Annotated in this window: 19 protein-coding genes; 13 read left to right on the forward strand and 6 right to left on the reverse strand. The window is 69.9% G+C overall.

Translation table 11 applies throughout. The features are described 5' to 3' along the window. Positions 1–46: 46 nt before the first annotated feature. From ABC271_RS06195 to ABC271_RS06205, 3 genes are all read left to right on the forward strand, one after another. The gene (locus ABC271_RS06195; protein WP_412924021.1) at positions 47–1,108 is read left to right on the forward strand and encodes a hypothetical protein; all 1,062 of its coding nucleotides are present in this window, start codon (positions 47–49) and stop codon (positions 1,106–1,108) included. A 94-nt stretch (positions 1,109–1,202) separates the two neighbouring features. Then, positions 1,203–2,231, forward strand: coding sequence for a 6-phosphofructokinase (locus ABC271_RS06200; protein ID WP_412924022.1), 1,029 nt, complete (start codon positions 1,203–1,205; stop codon positions 2,229–2,231). 253 nt (positions 2,232–2,484) lie between these two features. Further along, the gene (locus ABC271_RS06205; RefSeq protein ID WP_412924023.1) at positions 2,485–3,402 is read left to right on the forward strand and encodes a hypothetical protein; all 918 of its coding nucleotides are present in this window, start codon (positions 2,485–2,487) and stop codon (positions 3,400–3,402) included. A gap of 101 nt (positions 3,403–3,503) precedes the next feature. Here ABC271_RS06205 and ABC271_RS06210 read toward each other — a convergent pair whose 3' ends face one another. Beyond that, positions 3,504–5,618 (reverse strand): S9 family peptidase, encoded by a 2,115-nt coding sequence (locus ABC271_RS06210; RefSeq protein ID WP_412924025.1) that lies wholly within the window; start codon positions 5,616–5,618, stop codon positions 3,504–3,506. A 180-nt stretch (positions 5,619–5,798) separates the two neighbouring features. On the opposite strand from ABC271_RS06210, the gene ABC271_RS06215 reads away from it, so the two are divergent. From ABC271_RS06215 to ABC271_RS06230, 4 genes are all read left to right on the forward strand, one after another. Continuing rightward, positions 5,799–7,022 carry an inorganic phosphate transporter gene (locus tag ABC271_RS06215; protein ID WP_412926111.1) on the forward strand — a complete coding sequence of 408 codons (1,224 nt, stop codon included), beginning with the start codon at positions 5,799–5,801 and terminating at the stop codon, positions 7,020–7,022. After that, positions 7,019–7,345, forward strand: coding sequence for a peptidase (locus ABC271_RS06220; protein ID WP_412924027.1), 327 nt, complete (start codon positions 7,019–7,021; stop codon positions 7,343–7,345). The genes ABC271_RS06215 and ABC271_RS06220 overlap by 4 nt, the downstream gene beginning before the upstream one ends. Positions 7,346–7,380: 35 nt before the next feature. Further along, a complete protein-coding gene (locus tag ABC271_RS06225; RefSeq protein ID WP_412924028.1) occupies positions 7,381–8,280 on the forward strand; it encodes a phosphodiesterase in 900 nt (299 codons plus the stop codon). A 126-nt stretch (positions 8,281–8,406) separates the two neighbouring features. Further along, a complete protein-coding gene (locus tag ABC271_RS06230) occupies positions 8,407–9,870 on the forward strand; it encodes an aspartate ammonia-lyase (RefSeq protein WP_412924029.1) in 1,464 nt (487 codons plus the stop codon). A 174-nt stretch (positions 9,871–10,044) separates the two neighbouring features. Here the strand turns inward: ABC271_RS06230 and ABC271_RS06235 are convergent, their stop codons facing one another. Next, positions 10,045–10,911, reverse strand: coding sequence for a fumarylacetoacetate hydrolase family protein (locus tag ABC271_RS06235; RefSeq protein ID WP_412924030.1), 867 nt, complete (start codon positions 10,909–10,911; stop codon positions 10,045–10,047). Between the two features lie 93 nt (positions 10,912–11,004). Here ABC271_RS06235 and ABC271_RS06240 point away from each other — a divergent pair, with 93 nt between their 5' ends. From ABC271_RS06240 to ABC271_RS06250, 3 genes are all read left to right on the forward strand, one after another. After that, entirely contained in the window at positions 11,005–12,165 is a 1,161-nt protein-coding gene (locus ABC271_RS06240) for a PrsW family intramembrane metalloprotease (RefSeq protein WP_412924031.1), read from the forward strand. Between the two features lie 240 nt (positions 12,166–12,405). Beyond that, positions 12,406–12,771 carry an FKBP-type peptidyl-prolyl cis-trans isomerase gene (locus ABC271_RS06245; protein WP_412924032.1) on the forward strand — a complete coding sequence of 122 codons (366 nt, stop codon included), beginning with the start codon at positions 12,406–12,408 and terminating at the stop codon, positions 12,769–12,771. A 148-nt stretch (positions 12,772–12,919) separates the two neighbouring features. Beyond that, positions 12,920–13,480 carry a YceI family protein gene (locus ABC271_RS06250; protein WP_077050207.1) on the forward strand — a complete coding sequence of 187 codons (561 nt, stop codon included), beginning with the start codon at positions 12,920–12,922 and terminating at the stop codon, positions 13,478–13,480. Between the two features lie 69 nt (positions 13,481–13,549). Here ABC271_RS06250 and ABC271_RS06255 read toward each other — a convergent pair whose 3' ends face one another. The 3 genes from ABC271_RS06255 to ABC271_RS06265 form a co-directional block, all read right to left on the reverse strand. Further along, a complete protein-coding gene (locus tag ABC271_RS06255; protein WP_412924034.1) occupies positions 13,550–14,467 on the reverse strand; it encodes a DMT family transporter in 918 nt (305 codons plus the stop codon). A gap of 77 nt (positions 14,468–14,544) precedes the next feature. Then, entirely contained in the window at positions 14,545–15,846 is a 1,302-nt protein-coding gene (locus tag ABC271_RS06260) for an MFS transporter (protein WP_412924035.1), read from the reverse strand. Beyond that, positions 15,843–16,064, reverse strand: coding sequence for a DUF167 domain-containing protein (locus tag ABC271_RS06265; RefSeq protein ID WP_412924036.1), 222 nt, complete (start codon positions 16,062–16,064; stop codon positions 15,843–15,845). The genes ABC271_RS06260 and ABC271_RS06265 overlap by 4 nt, the downstream gene beginning before the upstream one ends. 165 nt (positions 16,065–16,229) lie before the next feature. On the opposite strand from ABC271_RS06265, the gene rpsO reads away from it, so the two are divergent. Beyond that, the gene (gene rpsO, locus ABC271_RS06270; protein ID WP_412924037.1) at positions 16,230–16,499 is read left to right on the forward strand and encodes a 30S ribosomal protein S15; all 270 of its coding nucleotides are present in this window, start codon (positions 16,230–16,232) and stop codon (positions 16,497–16,499) included. A gap of 236 nt (positions 16,500–16,735) precedes the next feature. On the opposite strand, the gene ABC271_RS06275 is transcribed toward rpsO, so the two are convergent. Next, complete coding sequence (locus ABC271_RS06275) at positions 16,736–17,752, reverse strand: isopenicillin N synthase family dioxygenase (RefSeq protein WP_412924038.1); 1,017 nt, start codon at positions 17,750–17,752, stop codon at positions 16,736–16,738. A 219-nt stretch (positions 17,753–17,971) separates the two neighbouring features. Here ABC271_RS06275 and efeU point away from each other — a divergent pair, with 219 nt between their 5' ends. Both efeU and efeO read left to right on the forward strand, forming a co-directional pair. Beyond that, positions 17,972–18,973: an iron uptake transporter permease EfeU gene (gene efeU / locus ABC271_RS06280; RefSeq protein ID WP_412924039.1), complete on the forward strand. Its 1,002-nt coding sequence runs from the start codon at positions 17,972–17,974 to the stop codon at positions 18,971–18,973. Then, positions 18,970–20,199 carry an iron uptake system protein EfeO gene (efeO, locus tag ABC271_RS06285; RefSeq protein WP_412924040.1) on the forward strand — a complete coding sequence of 410 codons (1,230 nt, stop codon included), beginning with the start codon at positions 18,970–18,972 and terminating at the stop codon, positions 20,197–20,199. Before efeU ends, efeO begins: the two co-directional genes overlap by 4 nt. The last annotated feature ends 1 nt before the right edge of the window (position 20,200 follow it).

The following is a 20,200-nucleotide window of genomic DNA, read 5'->3' on the forward strand; positions in this document are numbered from 1 at the left end:
GCTGCCCGGCCCCGCTACGTCGGAGGCTGTCGCTAGGGTCGAGGGCATGTCCCTCGACCCTTTGGCGTTGCTCGACGGCCCGCGCGGTCGACGGCTGTGCCTGGAGATACATCGTGCGGCACCGGACACTGTCGAGAAGAGCGACGCCGTCCACGCCGTGTTCTGGGCCGGCCACGCTCTCGCGGAGAACCCGGGCACGGTCATGTGGATCGGGGAGACGCCACGGGAAGAGCCGAAGGTGTCGGTGGCTGAGGCGGCGGCCGCGCTCGCTCGCGTCCCGACGCCCGAGCTGACCCCCGCGCTCATCGACCGGGCGCTCCAGGTGGCGGTCGATCTGGCCGCCTACTGGCAGCCGCCCTACGGCGAGGACGTGCTCGCCGCGGCCGATGATGTCCGTGCCGTGCTGGCTCCCGTGGCGGCTTCGGTCGCGGAATCCGCACACGTGCGCTGGTGGGAGAGCACCGTGGCACAAGACGACCAGTGGACGGTGGTGCGCGAGGGTGAGGCCAGAGGCCCCGATACCCCGGAGGCGATCTTGGAGGACTGGCCCAGGGGGATGGCGGCGACCGAGCTGCAGTTCGCGGCGGCCGAGAACGCCGACCAGCTGTCCGGACCGTGGTGGTCGACGCCGCCGATGTCCTTGCCTCGCACGACGAGACGGAGGGGTGCGGCAGGTCCGGTCGCGCTGTCGCTCGTCGAGGATTCGTTCGGGTGGCGTTCCGCGCGGGTGCAGCCGGCCGCTGTGCCCTCGGGAGACGTCATCGAGATCGACGGACCCGAGGCGTGGGCCGCGCTGTGCCGACGGCATCCCCTGATCGTCACCGCCTCGCGACGCGCCGTGTGGCGCTGGACCACGGGGCGCGAGGGCGTGTGGGTCCAGCCCGACTGGTCCGCCGTCGCACGGGAGGCGGTGGGCGTCCACCTGACGGTCGCGGGGTACCTCACGACCGCGGGGAAGGTGGTCGACCTCGGCGACCTCGGCGCGAGTGTGCTCGCGGGGTGGGGTCCCGACGAGACGTTCTGGTTCGACGACGTCACGCCCGCGGGCGCGGCCGAGGAATGGATCACCGCCGACTCCGGCGAGCCCGGCTCGTGGCGTCGCGCCTGACGCGTCCCCCATTTGGCGAGCGCGCCGGGTGGGGCACTAATGTCGAACGCGGCAGCGTCGCCGACTCGATCACCCGACTAGCGAGGTTCACAGCATGAAGATCGGCATCCTGACCAGCGGCGGCGACTGCCCCGGGCTCAACGCCGTCATCCGTGGCGTCGTGCTCAAGGGCACCACCAATCACGACATCGAGTTCGTCGGCATCCGGGACGGGTGGCGCGGCGTCGTCGACGGCGACTTCTTCCCCCTGACCCGGCACGAGGTGAAGGGCCTGTCCAAGGTCGGCGGCACGATCCTCGGCACGAGCCGAACCAATCCGTACGAGGGCGTACGCGGCGGGGCGGAGAACATCTCCAAGACGCTCTACGGGCACCGCATCGACGGCATCCTGGCCATCGGCGGCGAGGGCACGCTGGCCGCCGCCGATCGCCTGTCGAAGGACGGCATCAACGTCATCGGTGTGCCCAAGACCATCGACAACGACCTCCGCGCGACCGACTACTCGTTCGGTTTCGACACCGCCGTGAACATCGCGACCGATGCCATGGACCGCCTCCGCACGACCGGCGACTCGCACCAGCGCTGCATGGTCGCCGAGGTCATGGGCCGCCATGTCGGCTGGATCGCCCTGCACGCCGGAATCGCCGCCGGCGCCCACGTCATCTGCATCCCCGAGGTGCCGATGTCGATCGACGAGATCGTCGAGCAGGTTACGCGGGCGCACGATCGCGGTCGCGCGCCGCTCGTGGTCGTTTCCGAGGGGTTCAAGCTCACCGGCATGGAGGAGGCCTTCAGCGACAAGGGCCTGGATGCCTTCAACCGCCCCCGCCTCGGCGGGATCGGCGAGCTGCTGGCACCCGAGATCGAGCGCCGCACCGGCATCGAGACCCGCGCCACGGTGCTCGGGCACATCCAGCGGGGCGGTTCCCCGTCGGCGTTCGACCGCGTGCTCGCCACCCGCCTGGGGCTGCACGCCGCCGACGCGCTCGCCGATGGCGCCTGGGGTCAGATGGTCGCGATGCGCGGCACCGACATCATCCGGGTGCCGTTCGCCGACGCGCTCGGCGAGCTGAACAGCGTCCCGCTTTACCGCTACGAAGAGGCCGCCGCGCTCTTCGGCTGAGCCACTGCCGCTGCGCCCCGTCCCGCCTGCGCGGGGCGGGGCGCCGTCGTTTCGGGGCGGTGCTGCGCTGGATAAGCACCCTCGTCCCACATATGGCGGTGCATGTCCCACTCTTTGTCGGTTCAGGCGCGCTGAGACAGCCACAAATGGGACATGCCCCGCGCTCGAGGCAGCTTCCTCCACAGGTGACGGTCGAGGGGAAGGGGCTGTGGACATCGCCGACCCACGCGAGCACGTCCGGGACCCTGGGGGCATGACCCGACTCCAGCCCCTGCCGGGAGGCCTGCCCGAACGTTTCCACGTCGCCCACGCCATGGAGAAGGGGGCGAGTCGAACTCGACTCCGCGCCTCAGACCTGTCGGCACCCTTCCACGGTGTGCGATCGCTCTCGCTCGGGGAAGCCGACACCATCCTCGACCGATGTCGTTCCTATGTACCGCGTCTCGCCCCGGGGCAGTTCTTCAGCCACGAGACCGTGTTCGTGTTGCGCGGGCTCAGCACACCGGAGTGGCCTTACGTTCCTCGCATCCATGTCTCCGCACATCGGCCGGCCCGGGAACCTCGCACCCACGGCGTTGTCGGTCACCGGCTGCAGACGCGTGAGCCGGCCATCGACGTCGGACCGGAGGGGATGCCGATCGAGAACGCCGTCCGAGCGTGGCGACAGTGCGGTCGGCTCTGGGGCCTCGATGATCTCGTCGCGGGTGCCGACGCGCTCTTGGCGGGCCGACACCCGATCGCCTCCCTCGGCGATTTGGAGGAGGAGGTGGCTCTCATGGGCGATGTCCGCGGCGGCATCCTGCGGCGATCGCTCGCCTTGGCCCGTCCGGGTGTGAGGTCACCGAGAGAGACGCACCTGCGTCTCCTCCTCGTGCGCCGGGGATTTCCGGAGCCGGACGTCAACGTCGACATCTTCTCGACGCGCGGGGAGTTCGTCGCGGAGATCGATCTGGCCTTCGCGGCCTGGCGAGTCGCTGTCGAGTACGACGGGCGGGTGCACGCCGAGGACCCGCGACAGTTCGCCCGGGACGCTGACCGCTGGGCGGCGATCCGCGATGCGGGCTGGGACCACGTTCGCATCCTGAACCACCACCTCCGCGGCGGCGGTGCTCCGGCCGTCGCGATGGTGCGCGCTGCTCTGATCAGGGCGGGCTGGCGGCCCGGCCTGTGACCCTCGTCCCACTTATGGCTGGTTCAGCTGGCCTCAGCCGACAACATCTGGGACATGCACCGCCATATGTGGGACGAGGTTCCTGCACCCGCGCGCCGCCTCTACTCCGCGAGCCCCATCACGTCGAGGAGCCATGCGAGCTCGAACGACCGCTCGCGCCACGCGTTGTAGCGACCGCTGACGCCGCCGTGGCCGGCCACCATCTCGCACTTCAGCAGTGCGTCGGCGCCCACCTCGCGCAGTCGCTGCACCCACTTGGCCGGTTCGACGTACAGCACGCGGGTGTCGTTGAGCGAGGTGACGGCGAGGATCCGCGGGTAGGGCACACCGTCGCGCACGTTCTCGTACGGCGTGTACGACTTCATGTACGCGTACACGTCCGCGTCGTGCAGCGGGTCGCCCCACTCGTCCCATTCGATGACGGTGAGGGGCAGCGACGGGTCGAGGATCGTCGTGAGGGCGTCGACGAACGGAACGTCGGCGAGGATGCCGGCGAACAGCTCGGGCGCGAGGTTCGCGACCGCGCCCATGAGGAGGCCGCCGGCGCTCCCGCCTTCGGCGACGAGCCGGTCGGGGGTGGTGTACCCGGATGCCACGAGGTGGCGGGCCACCGCGACGAAGTCGGTGAACGTGTTGCGCTTGGCACCCAGCTTGCCGTCCTCGTACCACTGGCGCCCCATTTCACCGCCGCCGCGGACGTGCGCGACCGCGAAGATCGCGCCGCGGTCGAGCAGCGACAGACGCGGCACCGAGAAGCCGGGTTCGATGGAGTGCTCGTAGGAGCCGTAGCCGTACAGGTGCACCGGTCGCGGCGCGGTCCCGGGCTCGCCGAACGAGCGCTTCCACACCAGGGAGACGGGAACCTGCGTGCCATCGTCGGCCGTCGCCCATGCGCGGGCCTGGCCGTAGTCGGCGGGGTCGAAGCCGCCGAGCACGGGCTGCCGCTTGCGGAGCAGCAGCTCACCGGTGTCGATGACGTAGTCGAAGACCGTGCCGGGAGTGACGAACGAGCCGTACCCCACACGGAGGACGGGCGGTGCCCACTCGGGATTCCCGCCGGTGCCGACGCTGTACAGGACTTCGTCGAACCCGATCTCGGTCACCGCCCCGTCGGTGTACGACAGCAGGCCCAGGCGCGCGAGCCCGTCACGACGGTAGGCGACGACGCCCCAGTCCCGGAACGTGTCGACGCCGAGCAGGCGCTCGCCGGGGCGATGGGGGATCACCGTCTCGCGGGCGCCTTCGGGATCGGATGCCGAGACCCGCACGAGCTCGAAGTCGAGAGCGCCGTCGTTGTGCAGGATGTACAGCACGTCGTCGCCGTCGACGATCGCGTGCTCCGCCGAGTACTCCACACCCTCGCGCCGGGGCCAGATGACGCGGGCTTCGCCGCGGAGGTCGTCGGCGGCGATGAGACGTTCCTCCCACGTGATCGAGGACCCGACGCCGATGACGAGGTAGCGGTCGCTGCGGGTGAAGTCGGCGCCGACCCAGAACCGCTCGTCGGGCTCGTGGAACAGCTTCACGTCGGCATCCACGTCGGTGCCGATCTCGTGCAGCCACACGGTGTCGGGGCGCCACGCGTCGTCGACGGTGGTGTACACGATGAAGCGGCCGTCGGGCGAGAACGTCGCGCCCGAGAACGTGTCGGGGATCTCGTCGGCGAGCGTTTCTCCGGTGACGAGGTCGCGGACGCGCACGGTGTAGCGCTCGTCCCCGGCGACGTCGATGCCGTACAGCATGCGGGTGCCGTCGTTCGAGACTTCGAAGCTCCCGAGCGAGAAGAAGTCGGTGCCCTCGGCCTCGACGTTCCCGTCGAACAGCACCTGCTCGCCCGGGACGGGCTCGTCGGGCGAGAGGACGGGCGGCGTCCAGTCGTCGGGCGAGGCCAGCGGAGCGCGGCACTGGATGCCGTACTGCGCTCCCGCCACCGTGCGGCCGTAGTACCACCACTCGCCGCGGCGAGCGGGCACGGAGAGGTCGGTCTCGAGCGTCCGGCCCTTGATCTCGCCGAAGATCTCGTCGCGGAGGGATGCCAGGTGCGCGGTGCGCGCGTCGGTGTAGGCGTTCTCGGCTTCGAGGTGGGCGATCACCTCCGCGTCGTCCTTCGCGCGCAGCCATTCGTACGGGTCGTCGAAGGTGTCGCCGTGGTGGGTGCGCGTCGTGACACGGCGGGCGGCGACGGGCGGAACGAGGTGGGCGGGCGTGTCGGTCACCTCTCCACGGTAGTCGGCTGCGGGGCGACGGTCGCCGACCGCCGCCGTCCGTTTGACCGGGGGAGACGCCGGTGAAATGATGTCGTCGGCCCGGTGAACGCGAGCCGAATGTCAGGTGAACTCTTCGTTCTCCGCGCCGATCCCGTCGGCATCCTCCCTTCCCCCTACGGAAAGCGATCGGTGGAGAGCGCAGCCCTTGTCATCGTGCTGGTCATCGTCCTGGCACTGTTCTTCGATTTCACCAACGGCTTCCACGACACGGCGAACGCGATGGCGACGCCCATCGCGACGGGTGCCCTCAAGCCGAAGGTCGCGGTGCTCCTGGCTGCGAGCCTCAACCTGGTCGGAGCGTTCCTGTCGACGGAGGTGGCGAAGACCATCTCCGGCGGCATGATCCGGGAAGACCAGCTGAGTCCCGACATCTTCCCGCCGATCATCTTCGCCGGTCTCATCGGCGCGATCACGTGGAACATGCTCACGTGGCTGCTGGGCCTGCCCTCGAGCTCGTCGCACGCCCTGTTCGGCGGTCTCATCGGCGCGACCCTGGTGGGCGTGGGGGTCTCGGCCATCGACACGGGTGTCGTGCTGAGCAAGGTCATCCTGCCCGCACTGATCGCGCCCCTCACGGCCGGCATCATCGCCTTCACCGTGACGAAGATCGCCTACGGGGTCACGCGCCGCTACGACATGAAGGCGGACGGACGAGACGGCTTCCGGTGGGGGCAGATCTTCACGTCATCCCTCGTCGCCCTCGCGCATGGGACCAACGACGCCCAGAAGACGATGGGCGTCATCACGCTCGCCCTCATCACGGTCGGGTGGCAGTCGACGTCCGAGCCCGACCCGCAGCTGTGGGTCGTCCTCGCGTGCGCGCTCACGATCGCGCTCGGCACCTACATGGGCGGCTGGCGCATCATCCGAACCCTCGGCAAGGGCCTCACCGACGTCAAGCCCGCGCAGGGCTTCTCGGCCGAGACGTCCACGGCCGCGACGATCCTGGCATCCAGTGCGCTCGGCTTCGCTCTCTCGACGACGCAGGTCGCCTCGGGGTCCGTGATCGGCTCCGGACTCGGGCGTCGCGGGTCGACCGTCCGGTGGCGGACGGTGGGTCGCATCACGATCGGGTGGGTGCTCACGCTGCCCGCCGCCGGGGCCGTCGGAGCCGCGGCAGCGCTCCTCGTCGTCTGGCTGGGTGGCTGGGGGATCGCGGTCGACGCTGTCATCGCGGTGACGATCGTCTTCGGGCTGTTCCTGCGCTCCCGGCGCGACGAGGTCACCTCGGCGAACGCGATGAGCGAGGTCGCCGACTCCGGTGCCGCGGTGAAGGTGCCGCGCAAGCCCGGGCCCACGCGTCGGCAGCTCCGCCTCGAGCGTGCCCAGGCCGGGAAGGACGGCGACGCATGATCATCGACTGGGAAGCCTTCCTCCACGTCTTCGTCGCGGCGCTCGCCGGCGCCGTGATCGTCGTGACGTTCTACGCCCTCGGCCTGCGGCTCCTCGTGCGCGGTGGCCGCCCGCCGCTGGTCGCGCCGGCGGAGTTCACGGATGCCATCACCGTGCTCACCGACAAGCAGAAGCGTCGCGCCGAGAAGGCGGTCGCCAAAGCGGCCGCGCGCAACCCGCTCAGCGCGGGGCAGAAGAAGGTCGCTCTCGTGGCGGCCTACGCGTGCTTCGCGGTATGCGCGGCGGCCGTGCTCGGCGCCCTCCTGCTGATCCTGTTCCACTGACACGGGGTGTCGGTGCCCCCTCGTAGGCTGGGGACATGGCATCCGTGCAGTTCGGTCAGCACGCGCCCGCGCGGCGTGTGATCCTTCACCTCAGCGACACGCATCTGCTCGCCGGTGATCGGCTCCTGGGCGGACGCTACGACACCGCCGCCCACCTGCGACGCACACTCGAGGCCGCCGAGGCCACGGGGGTGCGTCCGGATGCCGTCGTGTTCACGGGCGACCTGACCGATCTGGGGGAACCCGAGGCGTACCGGGCTCTGCGCGATGCCGTCGAACCGTGGGCGGAACGTCTCGGTGCGCCGGTGGTGTGGGTCGCGGGCAACCACGACGAGCGTCCCGCCCTGCGCGCAGGGCTCCTGGATGCCGAGCCGACCGAGGAACCCGTGACGGGCGTCTGGGACCTCGACGGTCTGCGGTTGATCGCCCTCGACTCGACCGTTCCGGGGTGGCACCACGGCGACCTCGACGCCGCGCAGCTGGAGTGGCTGCGGGCCGAGCTCGCCGACCCGGCGCCGCTGGGGACGATCCTGGCGCTGCACCACCCTCCACTGCCGACCCACATCCCGTTCTTCGACATCCTGGAGCTGCGCGACCAGCCCGCGTTGGCGGCGGCGATCGCCGGGAGCGATGTGCGCGCGATCCTCGCGGGCCACCTCCACTACTCGACGTCGGGCACGTTCGCCGGGGTACCGGTGAGCGTCTCGGCGGCTTCCTGCTACACGATGGACCTCGCGCGCCCCGCGGACGAGGTCAACGGAATGGATGCCGGTCAGTCGTTCCACCTCGTCCACGTGTGGGACGACACGATCACCCACGCGGTGGTGCCGGTCGTCGACGCCGAGCCGGGCGGCTACTTCACGCCCGAGTGGGTGGAGCGGATGGCGGCGCTCACGCCCGAGGGACGCCTCGAGGAGTTCTCGCGCAAACGATGACCCGCTGTACGCGGGGGAGCGTCCGCCTCTTTCACCCGGCCGTGGCGTCCAACGACGACGCCCCTCACGGTCGTTAGGCTCGAAGGATCCCTGACCGCCGTGACGACCCACAAGGACACCCCCCCCATGGCTTTGGACGCAATGACGCGCACCCGTATCGAGACCGACTCCCTCGGATCGCTCGAGATCCCCGCCGATGCCTACTGGGGCATCCACACCGCGAGGGCTCTGGAGAATTTCCCGATCGCAAAGCGACCGATCTCGGTCTATCCCGATCTCGTCCGGGCCCTCGCCATGGTCAAGCAGGCATCGGCTCGGGCTAACCGGCAGATCGGCGTCCTCGACGCGGCCAAGGCTGATCTCATCGATCGTGCCGCGCAGCGCGTCATCGACGGGGAGTTCCATGACGAGTTCGCCGTCGGCGTCATCCAGGGCGGGGCCGGCACCTCGACCAACATGAACGCCAACGAGGTGATCACCAACATCGCCCTCGAGATGGCCGGCCGCGAGAAGGGTGATTACGGCTTCCTCTCGCCCATCGATGACACCAACCGCAGCCAGTCGACGAACGACGTGTATCCGACCGCGATCAAGATCGGCCTTTCCCTGACGCTGCGGAGCCTGCTGGAAGAGCTCGGGCTGCTGCGGCAGTCCTTCCTGACCAAGGCCGAGGAGTTCCACGACGTCCTCAAGGTGGGGCGCACCCAGCTCCAGGATGCCGTGCCCATGACGCTCGGCCAGGAGTTCCACGGCTTCGCCACGACGCTCGGCGAGGACTACAACCGCCTCACCGAGAACGCCTACCTTCTGTTCGAGATCAACATGGGCGCGACGGCGATCGGCACCGGCATCACCGCGCACCCGGAGTATGGTCCGGCCGTCTTGCGCCACCTCCGGGAGATCACGGGTCTCGACCTCGCGACGGCCACCGACCTCGTGGAGTCCACGAGCGACACAGGTGCGTTCATGTCGTTCTCGTCATCCCTCAAGCGCAACGCGATCAAGCTGTCGAAGATCTGCAACGACCTGCGGCTGCTGTCCAGCGGCCCGCAGGCGGGTCTCGGCGAGATCAACCTGCCGGCGCGGCAGGCGGGGTCGAGCATCATGCCCGGCAAGGTCAATCCCGTCATCCCCGAGGTCGTCAACCAGGTCGCGTTCGCCGTCGCCGGTGCCGACCTGACTGTCACGATGGCCGTCGCGGGCGGTCAGCTGCAGCTCAACGCCTTCGAGCCGGTCATCGCCCATTCGATCTTCCAGTCGATCACCTGGATGCGGCAGGCCATGTGGACCCTCCGGGTCAACTGCATCGACGGCATCACAGCGAACCGCGAGCGTCTCGGCGCCATGGTGGGTTCGTCGGTCGGTGTCGTGACGGCCCTGACACCGTTCATCGGCTACGCCGCGGCTGCCGCGCTGGCGAAGACGGCGCTGTTGACGCATCGCAACGTGGCCGACCTGGTCGTCGAGGCCGGGCTGATGACGCGCGACGAGGTCATGAAGCAGATCTCGCCGGCCCGCCTGTCGGGGCTGCAGGCGATCACCGAGGCGATTCCCGTCATCCGCGCCGCCGACAGCCTCGTCGAGGACTGACCCCGCGCCCCCGCGCGCGCCCCCGCCCGCGGCCCCGCCCCTCACCTACCCGCGAGACTTCATCGCGCCGACAAGTCCCTTGCAGGCTGCGGGGCACATGTCGGCGCGATGAAGTCTCGGCGTCTCCGGGAACGGACGAACGGTCGGGAGGGAGAGGGAGAGACAGCAGAGCGGTCAGTCGAGGATGCGGCAGTGGGTCGTCAGCTCGCCGATGCCGTCGATCCCGACGGTCACGGTCGAGCGGTCGCGCAGGAAGATCTGCGGGTCGCGCGAGTAGCCGGCGCCGCCGGGGCTCCCGGTGGAGATGAGGGTGCCCGGGAGGAGCGTCGCGGACTCCGACAGCTTGTGGATGAGCGTCGCCACGGACCGCACCATCTGGCCGGTCGAGGCATCCTGAACCGTGTGACCGTCGACGACCGTCCAGATGTGGAGATCCTGCGGGTCCGGGATCTCGTCGGCCGTGACGACGAAGGGGCCGGTCGGCGTGAAGCCGTCGAAGGACTTGCAGCGCGACCATTGCGCCTCGGAGAACTGGATGTTGCGGGCGGTGATGTCGTTCACGACGGTGTAGCCCCACACATGGTCGAGGGCATCCGCCTCGGCGACGTCCCGGCCGGGGCGTCCGATGATGACCCCGAGCTCGGCCTCGTAGTCGACGGCCTCGCTGAGGGCGCGCGGCCACGACGTGGTCGCGTCGTGGGCCGTCAGGGAGTTGGGCCACAGCACGAAGACCGTGGGCCCGGCATCCGTCTTCAGCCCGAGTTCGCCGGAGTGTGCCGCGTAGTTCAGTCCGACGGCGAGGATCGTCGGGGGAGCGAGCACCGCCGAGGCGAACAGAACACCGTCGAGACCGTGCCGGGGAGCGCTCCCCGCCGCTTCGCGGACCCGATCCAGGAGGTCGTCGCCGCCGGCGATGAGCTGCTCGAGGGTCGACGGGGCGCCCGGGAACAGCTCGTCGACGAACGTGTACTCCCCGCCGTGCACGCTGACGAGACGAGGGGCATCCGCCGCCTCCGGGGAACGGACGTGGGCGAAACGCATGCACCCACGCTACCGGGCCGAGGAGAGATGGATGCCGTCGGCCGCCGCCGCAAACCCGACGATCCGGTGTCCGCGCGCCCCTAGGCTGTGCGCATGAGCTACCCCTCGCCGCTGTGGCAGCCGGGCCCGGGTGAGCCCGCGCGCATCGCCGACGCCCCGCCGTCCGCCGGCGCCGTCGTCCCGCCCCGCCCTCGACGCAGCGGCGTGCTCCTGTGGGTCGTCGCGGCGTTGCTCGTGCCGGTGCTCGCGCTGCTCGTGCTGTACTTCCTGCGCTTCCTCGGGCCTGCGGCATCCGTCGTCGGGGTGATCCTCGCGGTGGTTCCGTTCGTGATCGTGTGGTTCGCGGTGCGCCTCATCGATCGGTGGGAGCCCGAGCCTCGACGGCTGCTCGTCTTCGCCGTCGCGTGGGGGGCCGTTGCGTCGGTCGCCATCGCGCTCGGCGTCGACGCGCTGCTGGCGTTCCTCGTGGGCGGATTCGGCGACGTGTTCAGCTCCGTGGTTCAGGCGCCGATCGTGGAGGAGGTCGCGAAGGGATTCGGTCTCCTGCTGCTGTACGTCGGCGCGCGCCGATCGTTCGACGGTCCGGTCGACGGCATCGTCTACGGCGCGCTCATCGGTGCGGGCTTCGCCTTCACCGAGAACGTGCAGTACTTCGCGATCAGCTTCATCGAGGGGGGAGCGGTGCAGGTGGGTGGGGTGTTCTTCCTCCGTGCGATCCTGTCTCCGTTTGCTCACGTCATGTTCACGAGTCTCACGGGGTTCGCTCTCGGGCTCGCCGCCCGGCGTTCGCTTCGGCCCGGTGCTGCCCTCCGCTACGCCCTCGCGGGGCTCATCGGCGCGATCGTGCTGCACGCGCTGTGGAACGGCTCGGCGACCTTCTTCAACTTCTTCGAGCTCTACGCCACCCTCCAGGTGCCGCTGTTCGTGCTCTTCATCCTCGGCATCCTGGTCCTCCGGCGCGAGGAGGCCCGACTGACGCGGGCACGGCTGGGGGAGTATGCCGCGGCGGGCTGGTTCACGCCACAGGAGGTCGACATGCTCGCCACCGGCGCGGGACGCCGGTCGTCGGTGACGTGGGCGCGTTCGCTCCCGGGCGACCGTTCCGCGGTCATGAGGGAGTTCATCCGGGATGCCACAGCGCTCGCCGCCGCGCGCCAACGCGCGCTCTCGGGACGGGACGCTCACGCCGCCTCTCACGAGCGCGAGCTGTTGCAGCGGACCACCGCGGCGCGGGCGGCCCTGCTGGCCCCGTGAGGGGGCGATCCGTCCCGCCTCGCCGTGCTCGCCGGGGGTCGCGGGAGGGGGAGATCCGTCCCGCTTCGCCGTGCTCGCCGGGGGTCGCGGGAGGGGGTCTTGACACGGGCCGGTGGGCCGGAGCACCATCGATGTAGGCCAACTCAGCGCCCGGGAGACACGCAGGCATCGCCGCGGCACCGGGCGCTGAGTCTTTGTGCAGGGGGTTCGCGGCGGCGCTTCGCGTGCTTGGATGGTCTCATGACTGATCGCACCAAGCCGGAGTTCGACGCTCCCACCGGCCCTGCCCCCTCCGATCTCGTCGTCCGCGACATCATCGTCGGCGACGGCGACGAGGCCAAGCCCGGCGACACCGTCACCGTGCACTACGCCGGTGTCGAGTACGAGTCGGGCGAAGAGTTCGACTCCTCGTGGGGACGCGGCGAGAGCATCCAGTTCCCCCTCCGCGGCCTGATCCAGGGCTGGCAGGACGGCATCCCGGGCATGAAGGTCGGCGGACGCCGCGAGCTCGTGATCCCGCCGCACCTCGCCTACGGTCCCGCCGGCGGCCACTTCCTCGGTGGCAAGACCCTCATCTTCATCATCGATCTGCTCAAGGTCGGCTGACACCGCGTTTCACCGTCTGTTCACGAACCCGAGGGCGCTCCGGCCCCCTCGGGTTCGTGTTTTTCGGGAATCGTGGAATACATTCGTATGAATGCGAGTTGGACCGCGGCAGGACGCCGATCCGGCTCCCCAGACCTCAAGGAGTGACATGACCGACACGACCACGCTCGAGATCCCCGGCTACAAGGCGGGCACCTGGGTGCTCGACCCCTCGCACAGCGAGGTGACCTTCACCGTTCGCCACATGATGATCTCGAAGGTCCGCGGCACCTTCGGCATGAAGAGCGCGACGCTCGTCGCCCCCGAGAACCCGCTCGAGGCCACCGTCGAGGCATCCGTCGACGTGACCTCGGTCGACACCAAGGACGAGGGCCGCGACCAGCACCTGCGCTCGGCCGAGTTCTTCGACACCGAGACCTACCCGACCATGGACTTCCGCTCGACCGGTGCCCGCGTCGAGAACGGCGACTTCCTCGTCGACGGTGAGCTCACCATCCGCGGCGTCAGCAAGCCCGCCACCTTCGCGATCGACTTCGGCGGCTTCGGCACCGACCCGTGGGGCAACTACAAGGCCGGCGCGACCGCGAAGACGGTCATCAACCGCGAGGAGTACGGCCTCACGTGGAACGCGGCGCTCGAGACCGGCGGTGTGCTCGTCGGCAAGGACGTCACCATCGAGCTCGACCTGCAGTTCGCCCTGCAGGCCTGATCGCCTCTCCTTCACGAGGGTCCCGGATGCCACGGCATCCGGGACCTTCGTCGTTTCCGGAACCGTGGGTCAGGCGCGCTGGCGGCGGCCGAAGCGGACCCGCTCCTGCACGAGCAGGATCCCGAGGAAGACGATGACGGCGCCGGTCGGCTCGTTCCAGGTGAGTCGCTCGCCCAGGATCAGGATGCCGAGGGCGACCCCCACGACCGGGGTGATGTAGGTCACGGTCGAAGCGCGGGTGGGTCCCCACGCGCGCAGCGTGTTCTGATTCCACACGTACGCCAGGCCGGTCCCGAGAACGCCGAGCGCGACGATGCTGGCGACGACCTCGGGGGTCAGCCGCATCGGCTCGGCCAGGATCATCGGCGACAGGAGCACCATGAGTGCCGCCGCCGGGCCGATGTAGCCGAAGGCGAAGGCGATGCCGGACAGGCCCGCGTCGCCGAGGAATCGCCGCATGTACGCGAGGCTGAAGCCGTAGCACGCTGTCGCGCCGAGCAGCGCCACCTGCGCGACGGTGCTGCCGCCCACGTCGGTGAGCGCGCCGGGGGCGATGATGACGATGACGCCCAGGATGCCGAGCGCGATCCCGGCGAGCTGACCCGCGCGCAGCCGTTCGACGCGGAAGACCGCCCACGCCATGATCGCCGTCATGATCGGGGTGGTCGCGTTGAAGATGCTCGCCAGTCCCGACGACACGTGCTGCTCGGCCCACGCGAAGAGCAGGAACGGCACGACGCAGAACGACACGCTCAGGACGCACAGGTGCGCCCAGACGCGGAGCGTGCGCGGCAACGGTTCCCGGCGCAGGGCGACGACCGCGGCGAGCGCGAGCGCCCCGAACACCAGCCGTCCCCCGGCGACCTGCGCGGGCGTCAGGCCCGTCAGGGCGACCGCGATGAACAGGAAGCTCGAGCCCCACACGATGCCCGTCAGAACGAACTGCACCGTGATGGAGACCGGGGAGGGGGAGGGGGAGGATGCCACGTCCTGACCCTAGGCCCGGGGTCGGACACGCGTGCGGGCCGTGGGCTGAGACGTCCGGAATCCGCCGGTGGTTGGCGCTAGGGGACGGGGTTCAGCGCGTCGTACTCCCGGAACCGCGGAGACAACCGCACGAGCAGCCCGACGAGGGCGAGGATCAGGATGCCACCGAGCAGCGGCGGCACCCAGAGGGCCGTGAGCGTCGCGAGAGTACCCGCGTATAGCGCTCCGACGCGCGGGCCGCCGGCGACCACGACGATGAAGATGCCCTGGAGGCGTCCGCGCATGGCATCCGGGACCGCCGCCTGCATCATGGTCGAGCGGTAGATGGCGCTGACGTTGTCCGCGGCTCCCGACACCGCCAGCACGATCGCCGCGAGCACGATCAGCACGATCGCCCCGGAGTCCTCTCCCGTGTCCGGGGGGCGCGCCCAGCCGAATGTCGCCGCCAGCAGCACGAGGCCGAACGCGCCGATCGACAGGCCGTAGACCTGGATCGCGCGTTCGATCCCGAGGCCCTGGCGTCGCACGCGACCGACCGGTCCCGAGAAGAGGCTCGACAGGAACGCCCCGGCGGCGACGGCCGCGGTCAGGACGCCGGTCGTGATGGCTCCACCGCCCAGAAGCACCGCGCCGATCGCGGGGAACAGGGCGATGGGTTGGCCGAACGTCATCGCGGTGATGTCGAGCAGGTACTGCAGGCGGATGTTCGGTGCGCGGCGGAGGAATCGAGCGCCGTCGCGGAACGACTCCAGCCCGGGGCGGACGACCTCGCCCTCGGGCCGGAGCTTCGGCAGCGACCACAGGCCGAGGAACAGCGAGGTCATGAGGAGCACATCGAGCGAATACGTCCAGGCGTACCCGGCGACCGCGACGAGCACCCCCGCGAGGGCGGGACCGGCCATGACCATGATCCCGACGGTGACGCCCTGCAGCGCGGCCGCGGCCGGGAGGAGGTCACGGGGGAGGAGGCGCGGGGTGATCGCCGAGCGCGTGGCCATGACGATGGAGTTCGCCGCCGAGTTCACGACGCTGAGCACGAAGAGGGATGCCACATTCTCCAGGCCCGTCCATGCCAGGGCCGCGAGGAGAGCGGTCGACACGAACGTCACCGAGGCGGCCAGCAGTGCGACCGTCCGGCGGTCGAACGCGTCCGCGAGCATGCCGCCATACAGCCCGGCCAGCACCATCGGCACGAGCCCGGCGACCGCGATCATCGACACCGCGAACGTGCTCTGGGTCAGCTCGAACACGTGCAGCATCACCGCCACGACGGTGAGCTGGCCGCCCATGCCCGAGAGCGTCGACCCGATCCACAGGCGCGCGAATGCGGGGGAGGTGGTGAGCGGGCGCAGATCGATCAGCGCGCTGCCGCGACTCACTCCGCGACCTCGACGCGTTTGACCCGCGCGGTGTGGCCACGCACGATCTCGACGTCGCGCGGCGCGACGCCGAAGTGATCGGCCAGGGCGTGGACGACGCCGGCGTTCGCCGCGCCGTCGGCGGCGCGCTCGCGCACGTGGACGAGGAGGCCGTCCGGTCCGTTCTCCACGAGGGGGCCACGCCGGCTGCCCGGCTTGACGCGGACGGTGATCTGCACTCATCGAGGCTACGGCACCCCCGGGGAGGGCGGCCGTCGCGCGGGTGGGTGACGGCATCCGGATGCTGGTAGACTCATTCGGTTGCCGTTGGATCGGCCGCGGATAAAGAGAGCCCACGCATCAGGCGTCGGGCGCCGCGCAACTAGAGGAAGGGGATCCCATCTATGGCACTCGAAGCAGACGTCAAGAAGGCGATCATCGAAGAGTACGCGACGCACCCCGGTGACACCGGATCCCCCGAGGTGCAGGTCGCGATGATGACGCAGCGCATCAAGGACCTCACCGAGCACCTCAAGGTTCACAAGCACGACCACCACTCGCGCCGTGGCCTGTTCCTGCTCGTCGGTCAGCGCCGTCGCCTGCTGGGTTACCTGCAGGATGTCGACATCAACCGTTACCGCTCGCTCATCGAGCGTCTCGGTCTGCGTCGCTAATCGCACCAGCGTTCTATCGCGCAAAACATTCTTGGAAGGCCGCCCCACGGTGTGGGGCGGCCTTCGTCATTCCCGGAGGCCGGGCGGGGCGTGAGGCACCCGCGCGCGCCGAGGCGCCCGGGGCCTGGCATCCATCGATAAACGCTCCCTGCACTGAGACACGCTCTCGGCGAGCGTTTCCCGGTGCAGGGAGCGTTTATCGGGGAGGGCGGAGCGCGCGGACCCCGCCGGACCGATCAGGATGCCGCGCGCGCGGCGACCAGGTCGGGATGCCAGCGCTCGGCGACGTCGGGGTGCGCCCGCAGGCGTGATTTGAGGGCGTTCTCGCCGTAGGTGGCGTGGATCGGGTTCGTCGGGTCGTTCTCGACACCGTGGGCATCGGCGGCGAGCTCGGCGGGCAGGTCGATGATGGGGAGGACCGCGTCGAGGGCCGGGTTGAAGAAGAACGGCACCGAGATGCGCTCGTCGGGGAACCGCGGCGAGATGACCCGATGATTCGTCGCCGTGAGGTAGCCCTGCGTGGCGTACTCGAGCAGCTCCCCGATGTTGACGACGAAGGCGCCGGGCACCGGCGGGGCATCGACCCATTCGCCGTCGCGCAGCACCTGCAGGCCGCCCTTGCCCGGCTCCACCCACAGCAGCGTCAGGACGCCCGAGTCCTTGTGCGCGCCGACCCCCTGCTGGGGCGTGGGGTCGTCCTTGCCGGGGTACCGCACGATCTTTATGAGGGTCTGCGGGTCGCCGAAGTGACGGTCGAAGTAGTCTTCATCGGCGCCGAGTGAGAGGGCCCAGGCGCGCAGGAGCTTCCGCGCGATCCCCGTCAGGTGGTCGTGCCACTCCGACACGACATCGCGCAGCTCCGGCTGCGCGGCCGGCCAGAGGTTCGGGCCGACGAGTCGGTTGTAGCCGGGGCCGTCGGGGTCGGTTATCGCCTCGCGCTCCGGTCCGATGTCGATCTGCTCGCGCCAGTCGACGCGGCCCTGCGTGAGTTCGCCGCCGACGCGCGTGTATCCGCGGAAGTGCGGGCTCGTGACGTTCTCGATCGCGAGCTTCTCGGCCTCGGGGAGCGCGAAGAAGTCCTTCGCGGCGTGAAGGAGGCGCGCCTCGAGCTCGGGGCTCACGCCCGTTCCCGTCAGATAGAAGAACCCGACGTCGCGGGTCGCGGTCCGCAGATCGTCACGGAAGCGAGCGGCGGCCTCGGGCCCCTGGTCGAGGAGCGAGAGATCGAGGATCGGGAGGTTCAGCTCGGGCATACGTCGAGGCTAAGTCGGTCGGTGGCCGCGATGGTCGAATGTTGCCGAGGGTTACCGCCCGATGCGCGACCCCCGCCGGTTGGCGGGGGTCACCCGCCGATGGGTGGGGTGCGGGCGGAGGCCGACATTGCGTAAAGTTGCTGAGTCAGGTGAGGCTGTCCTTACCTACCCGCAGTGCCGCGGCATCCCTTCCGAAATCCCGAAAGTCGGTCTTCGCCCGTGCTCGCCTCCTTCTTCGCCCCGTTCGTCATCGGGTTGCGTGAGGGCCTGGAAGCCGCCCTCGTCGTGGGCATTCTGGTCGCCTATCTCACCAAGCTCGGGCGGCGTGACGCGCTGCCCCGCCTCTGGGTGGGCGTGGGGCTGGCGATCGCCCTCGCCGTGGTCATCGGTGCGATCTTCACCTTCGGTGCGTACGCCCTCACGTTCGAGGCGCAGGAGCTCATCGGCGGAGGGCTCTCCCTGCTCGCGGTCGCCATGGTGACCTGGATGATCTTCTGGATGCAGAAGGCCGGACGCACTCTCAAGGCGGGGCTCGAGGGCGGCATCGATCGCGCGCTGCAGGGCAGCGTGTGGGCGCTCGTCGCCGTCGGGTTCGTCTCGGTCGCGCGTGAGGGCGTCGAGACGACGCTGCTGCTGTGGTCGATGGTGCAGGGCTTCGGTGACAAGCCCGTGTCCCTGGTCGGCGCCCTCGTCGGCCTCGTCGTCGCGGCTCTGCTGGGCTGGCTCATCGCCCGCGGAATGCTGCGGCTGAACCTCGGCCGATTCTTCACCTGGACCGGCGCATTCCTCGTCATCGTCGCGGCGGGCGTCCTCGCGTACGCGGTCCACGACCTGCAAGAGGGCGGCGCGCTGCCGGGCCCGTTCGGTGCGTCGGCAACCATCGACCCCGCGACGGGCCTCGCTGCCGTCGGATGGGCGGGCTTCCCGTTCGGCTGGGCTTTCGACCTCTCCGGCGTCATCGCCCCGAGCGGTGGACTTGCCGCACTCCTCCAGGCGACGGTGGGTTTCATGCCTCAGATGACGTGGCTCCAGGTCATCGCGTGGGTCGCCTATGTCGCCGTCGTCGTCCCTCTCTTCGTCCGCGGCGTGCGGGCGAACCGTCGCCCGTCCGGTGCGTCGGCCCGTGCTTCGCGCACGGATGCCGAGCCCGCCGCCCCCACCCCGACTCCGGATGCCGCGCCCGCCGCGGCATCCGTCGCCCACCCGAACGGAGCATCATGAACCCGACTCGCCTCCTCGCGGCCACGGCCGCAGCCGGCGCGGCCGTCCTCGTCCTCTCGGGCTGCGTCGCCAAGACCGACGCGGCCGCCACCGGAGCCCTCACCGTCACCTCGACGGCCGACGGCTGCGACGTCTCGGCCGCGACGGCCCCCAGCGGGACGCTCGCTTTCGACGTGGCGAACAAGGGAGACCAGGTCACCGAGTTCTACCTGCTCGCCTCCGACGGCCTGCGCATCGTCGGTGAGGTGGAGAACGTCGCCCCGGGCGCCTCGCGCACGCTGACCGTGACGGCCCAGCCGGGTGACTACTTCACGCTCTGCAAGCCCGGAATGGTCGGCGACGGAGTCGGTCGCGCCGCGTTCTCGGTCACCGGTGAGGCCGTCGCGATCGACGGCGAGGATGCCGAGCAGAAGCAGCAGGCGATCGACCTGTACGCCGCGTTCGTGAAGGACCAGGTCGGACAGCTGCTTCCGGCCGTCCAGACGTTCGCGGGTGTCTACGAGTCCGGTGACGACGCGGCTGCGCGCGAGCAGTTCCCGCGCGTGCGCGCGTTCTACGAGCGCATCGAGCCGATCGCCGAGGCGCTCGGCGACCTCGACCCGCGGATCGACTACCGCGAGGTCGACGCCGTCGCCGAGGGGCTGTCGTGGACCGGGTTCCACCGGATCGAGAAGGATCTGTGGGTCCCCGCGCAGGACGCGCTCAACGCCGACGGCGAGACCCCGGCGTGGAAGGACTGGGCGCCGTCCACCCCCGCCGAGCGGGCGACGTACGGCGACACCCTCATCAAGGACACGCAGGAGCTGTACGACTACGTCCACTCCGACGCGTTCGAGCAGGCGCTCACAGATCAGGGCGTGGCGGGTATCTCCAATGGTGCCATCGCGCTTCTCGACGAGGTCGCCACCGGAAAGATCAGTGGCGAAGAGGACTGGTGGTCGGGTACCGACCTGTACGACTTCGCCGCGAACGTCGAGGGCTCCAAGATGGCGTTCTCGCTGGTGCGGGACTTCGCCGAGTCCAAGGGTGACAAGGGCGCGTCGCTCGTCACCCGTATCGACACCGGCTACGCCGACCTCGAGGCGGCCCTGGCCTCGCACGGCTCCGCCGATGCCGGCTTCGTGCCGTACTCGCAGCTGACCGAGGATGACAAGCGCCAGCTCACGGACCTCATCAACGCGCTCGCCGAGCCGCTGTCGCAGCTCACCGTCACCGTCCTCGAGTGAC

The organism is Microbacterium canaveralium (assembly GCF_047238045.1).
GTDB lineage: Bacteria > Actinomycetota > Actinomycetes > Actinomycetales > Microbacteriaceae > Microbacterium.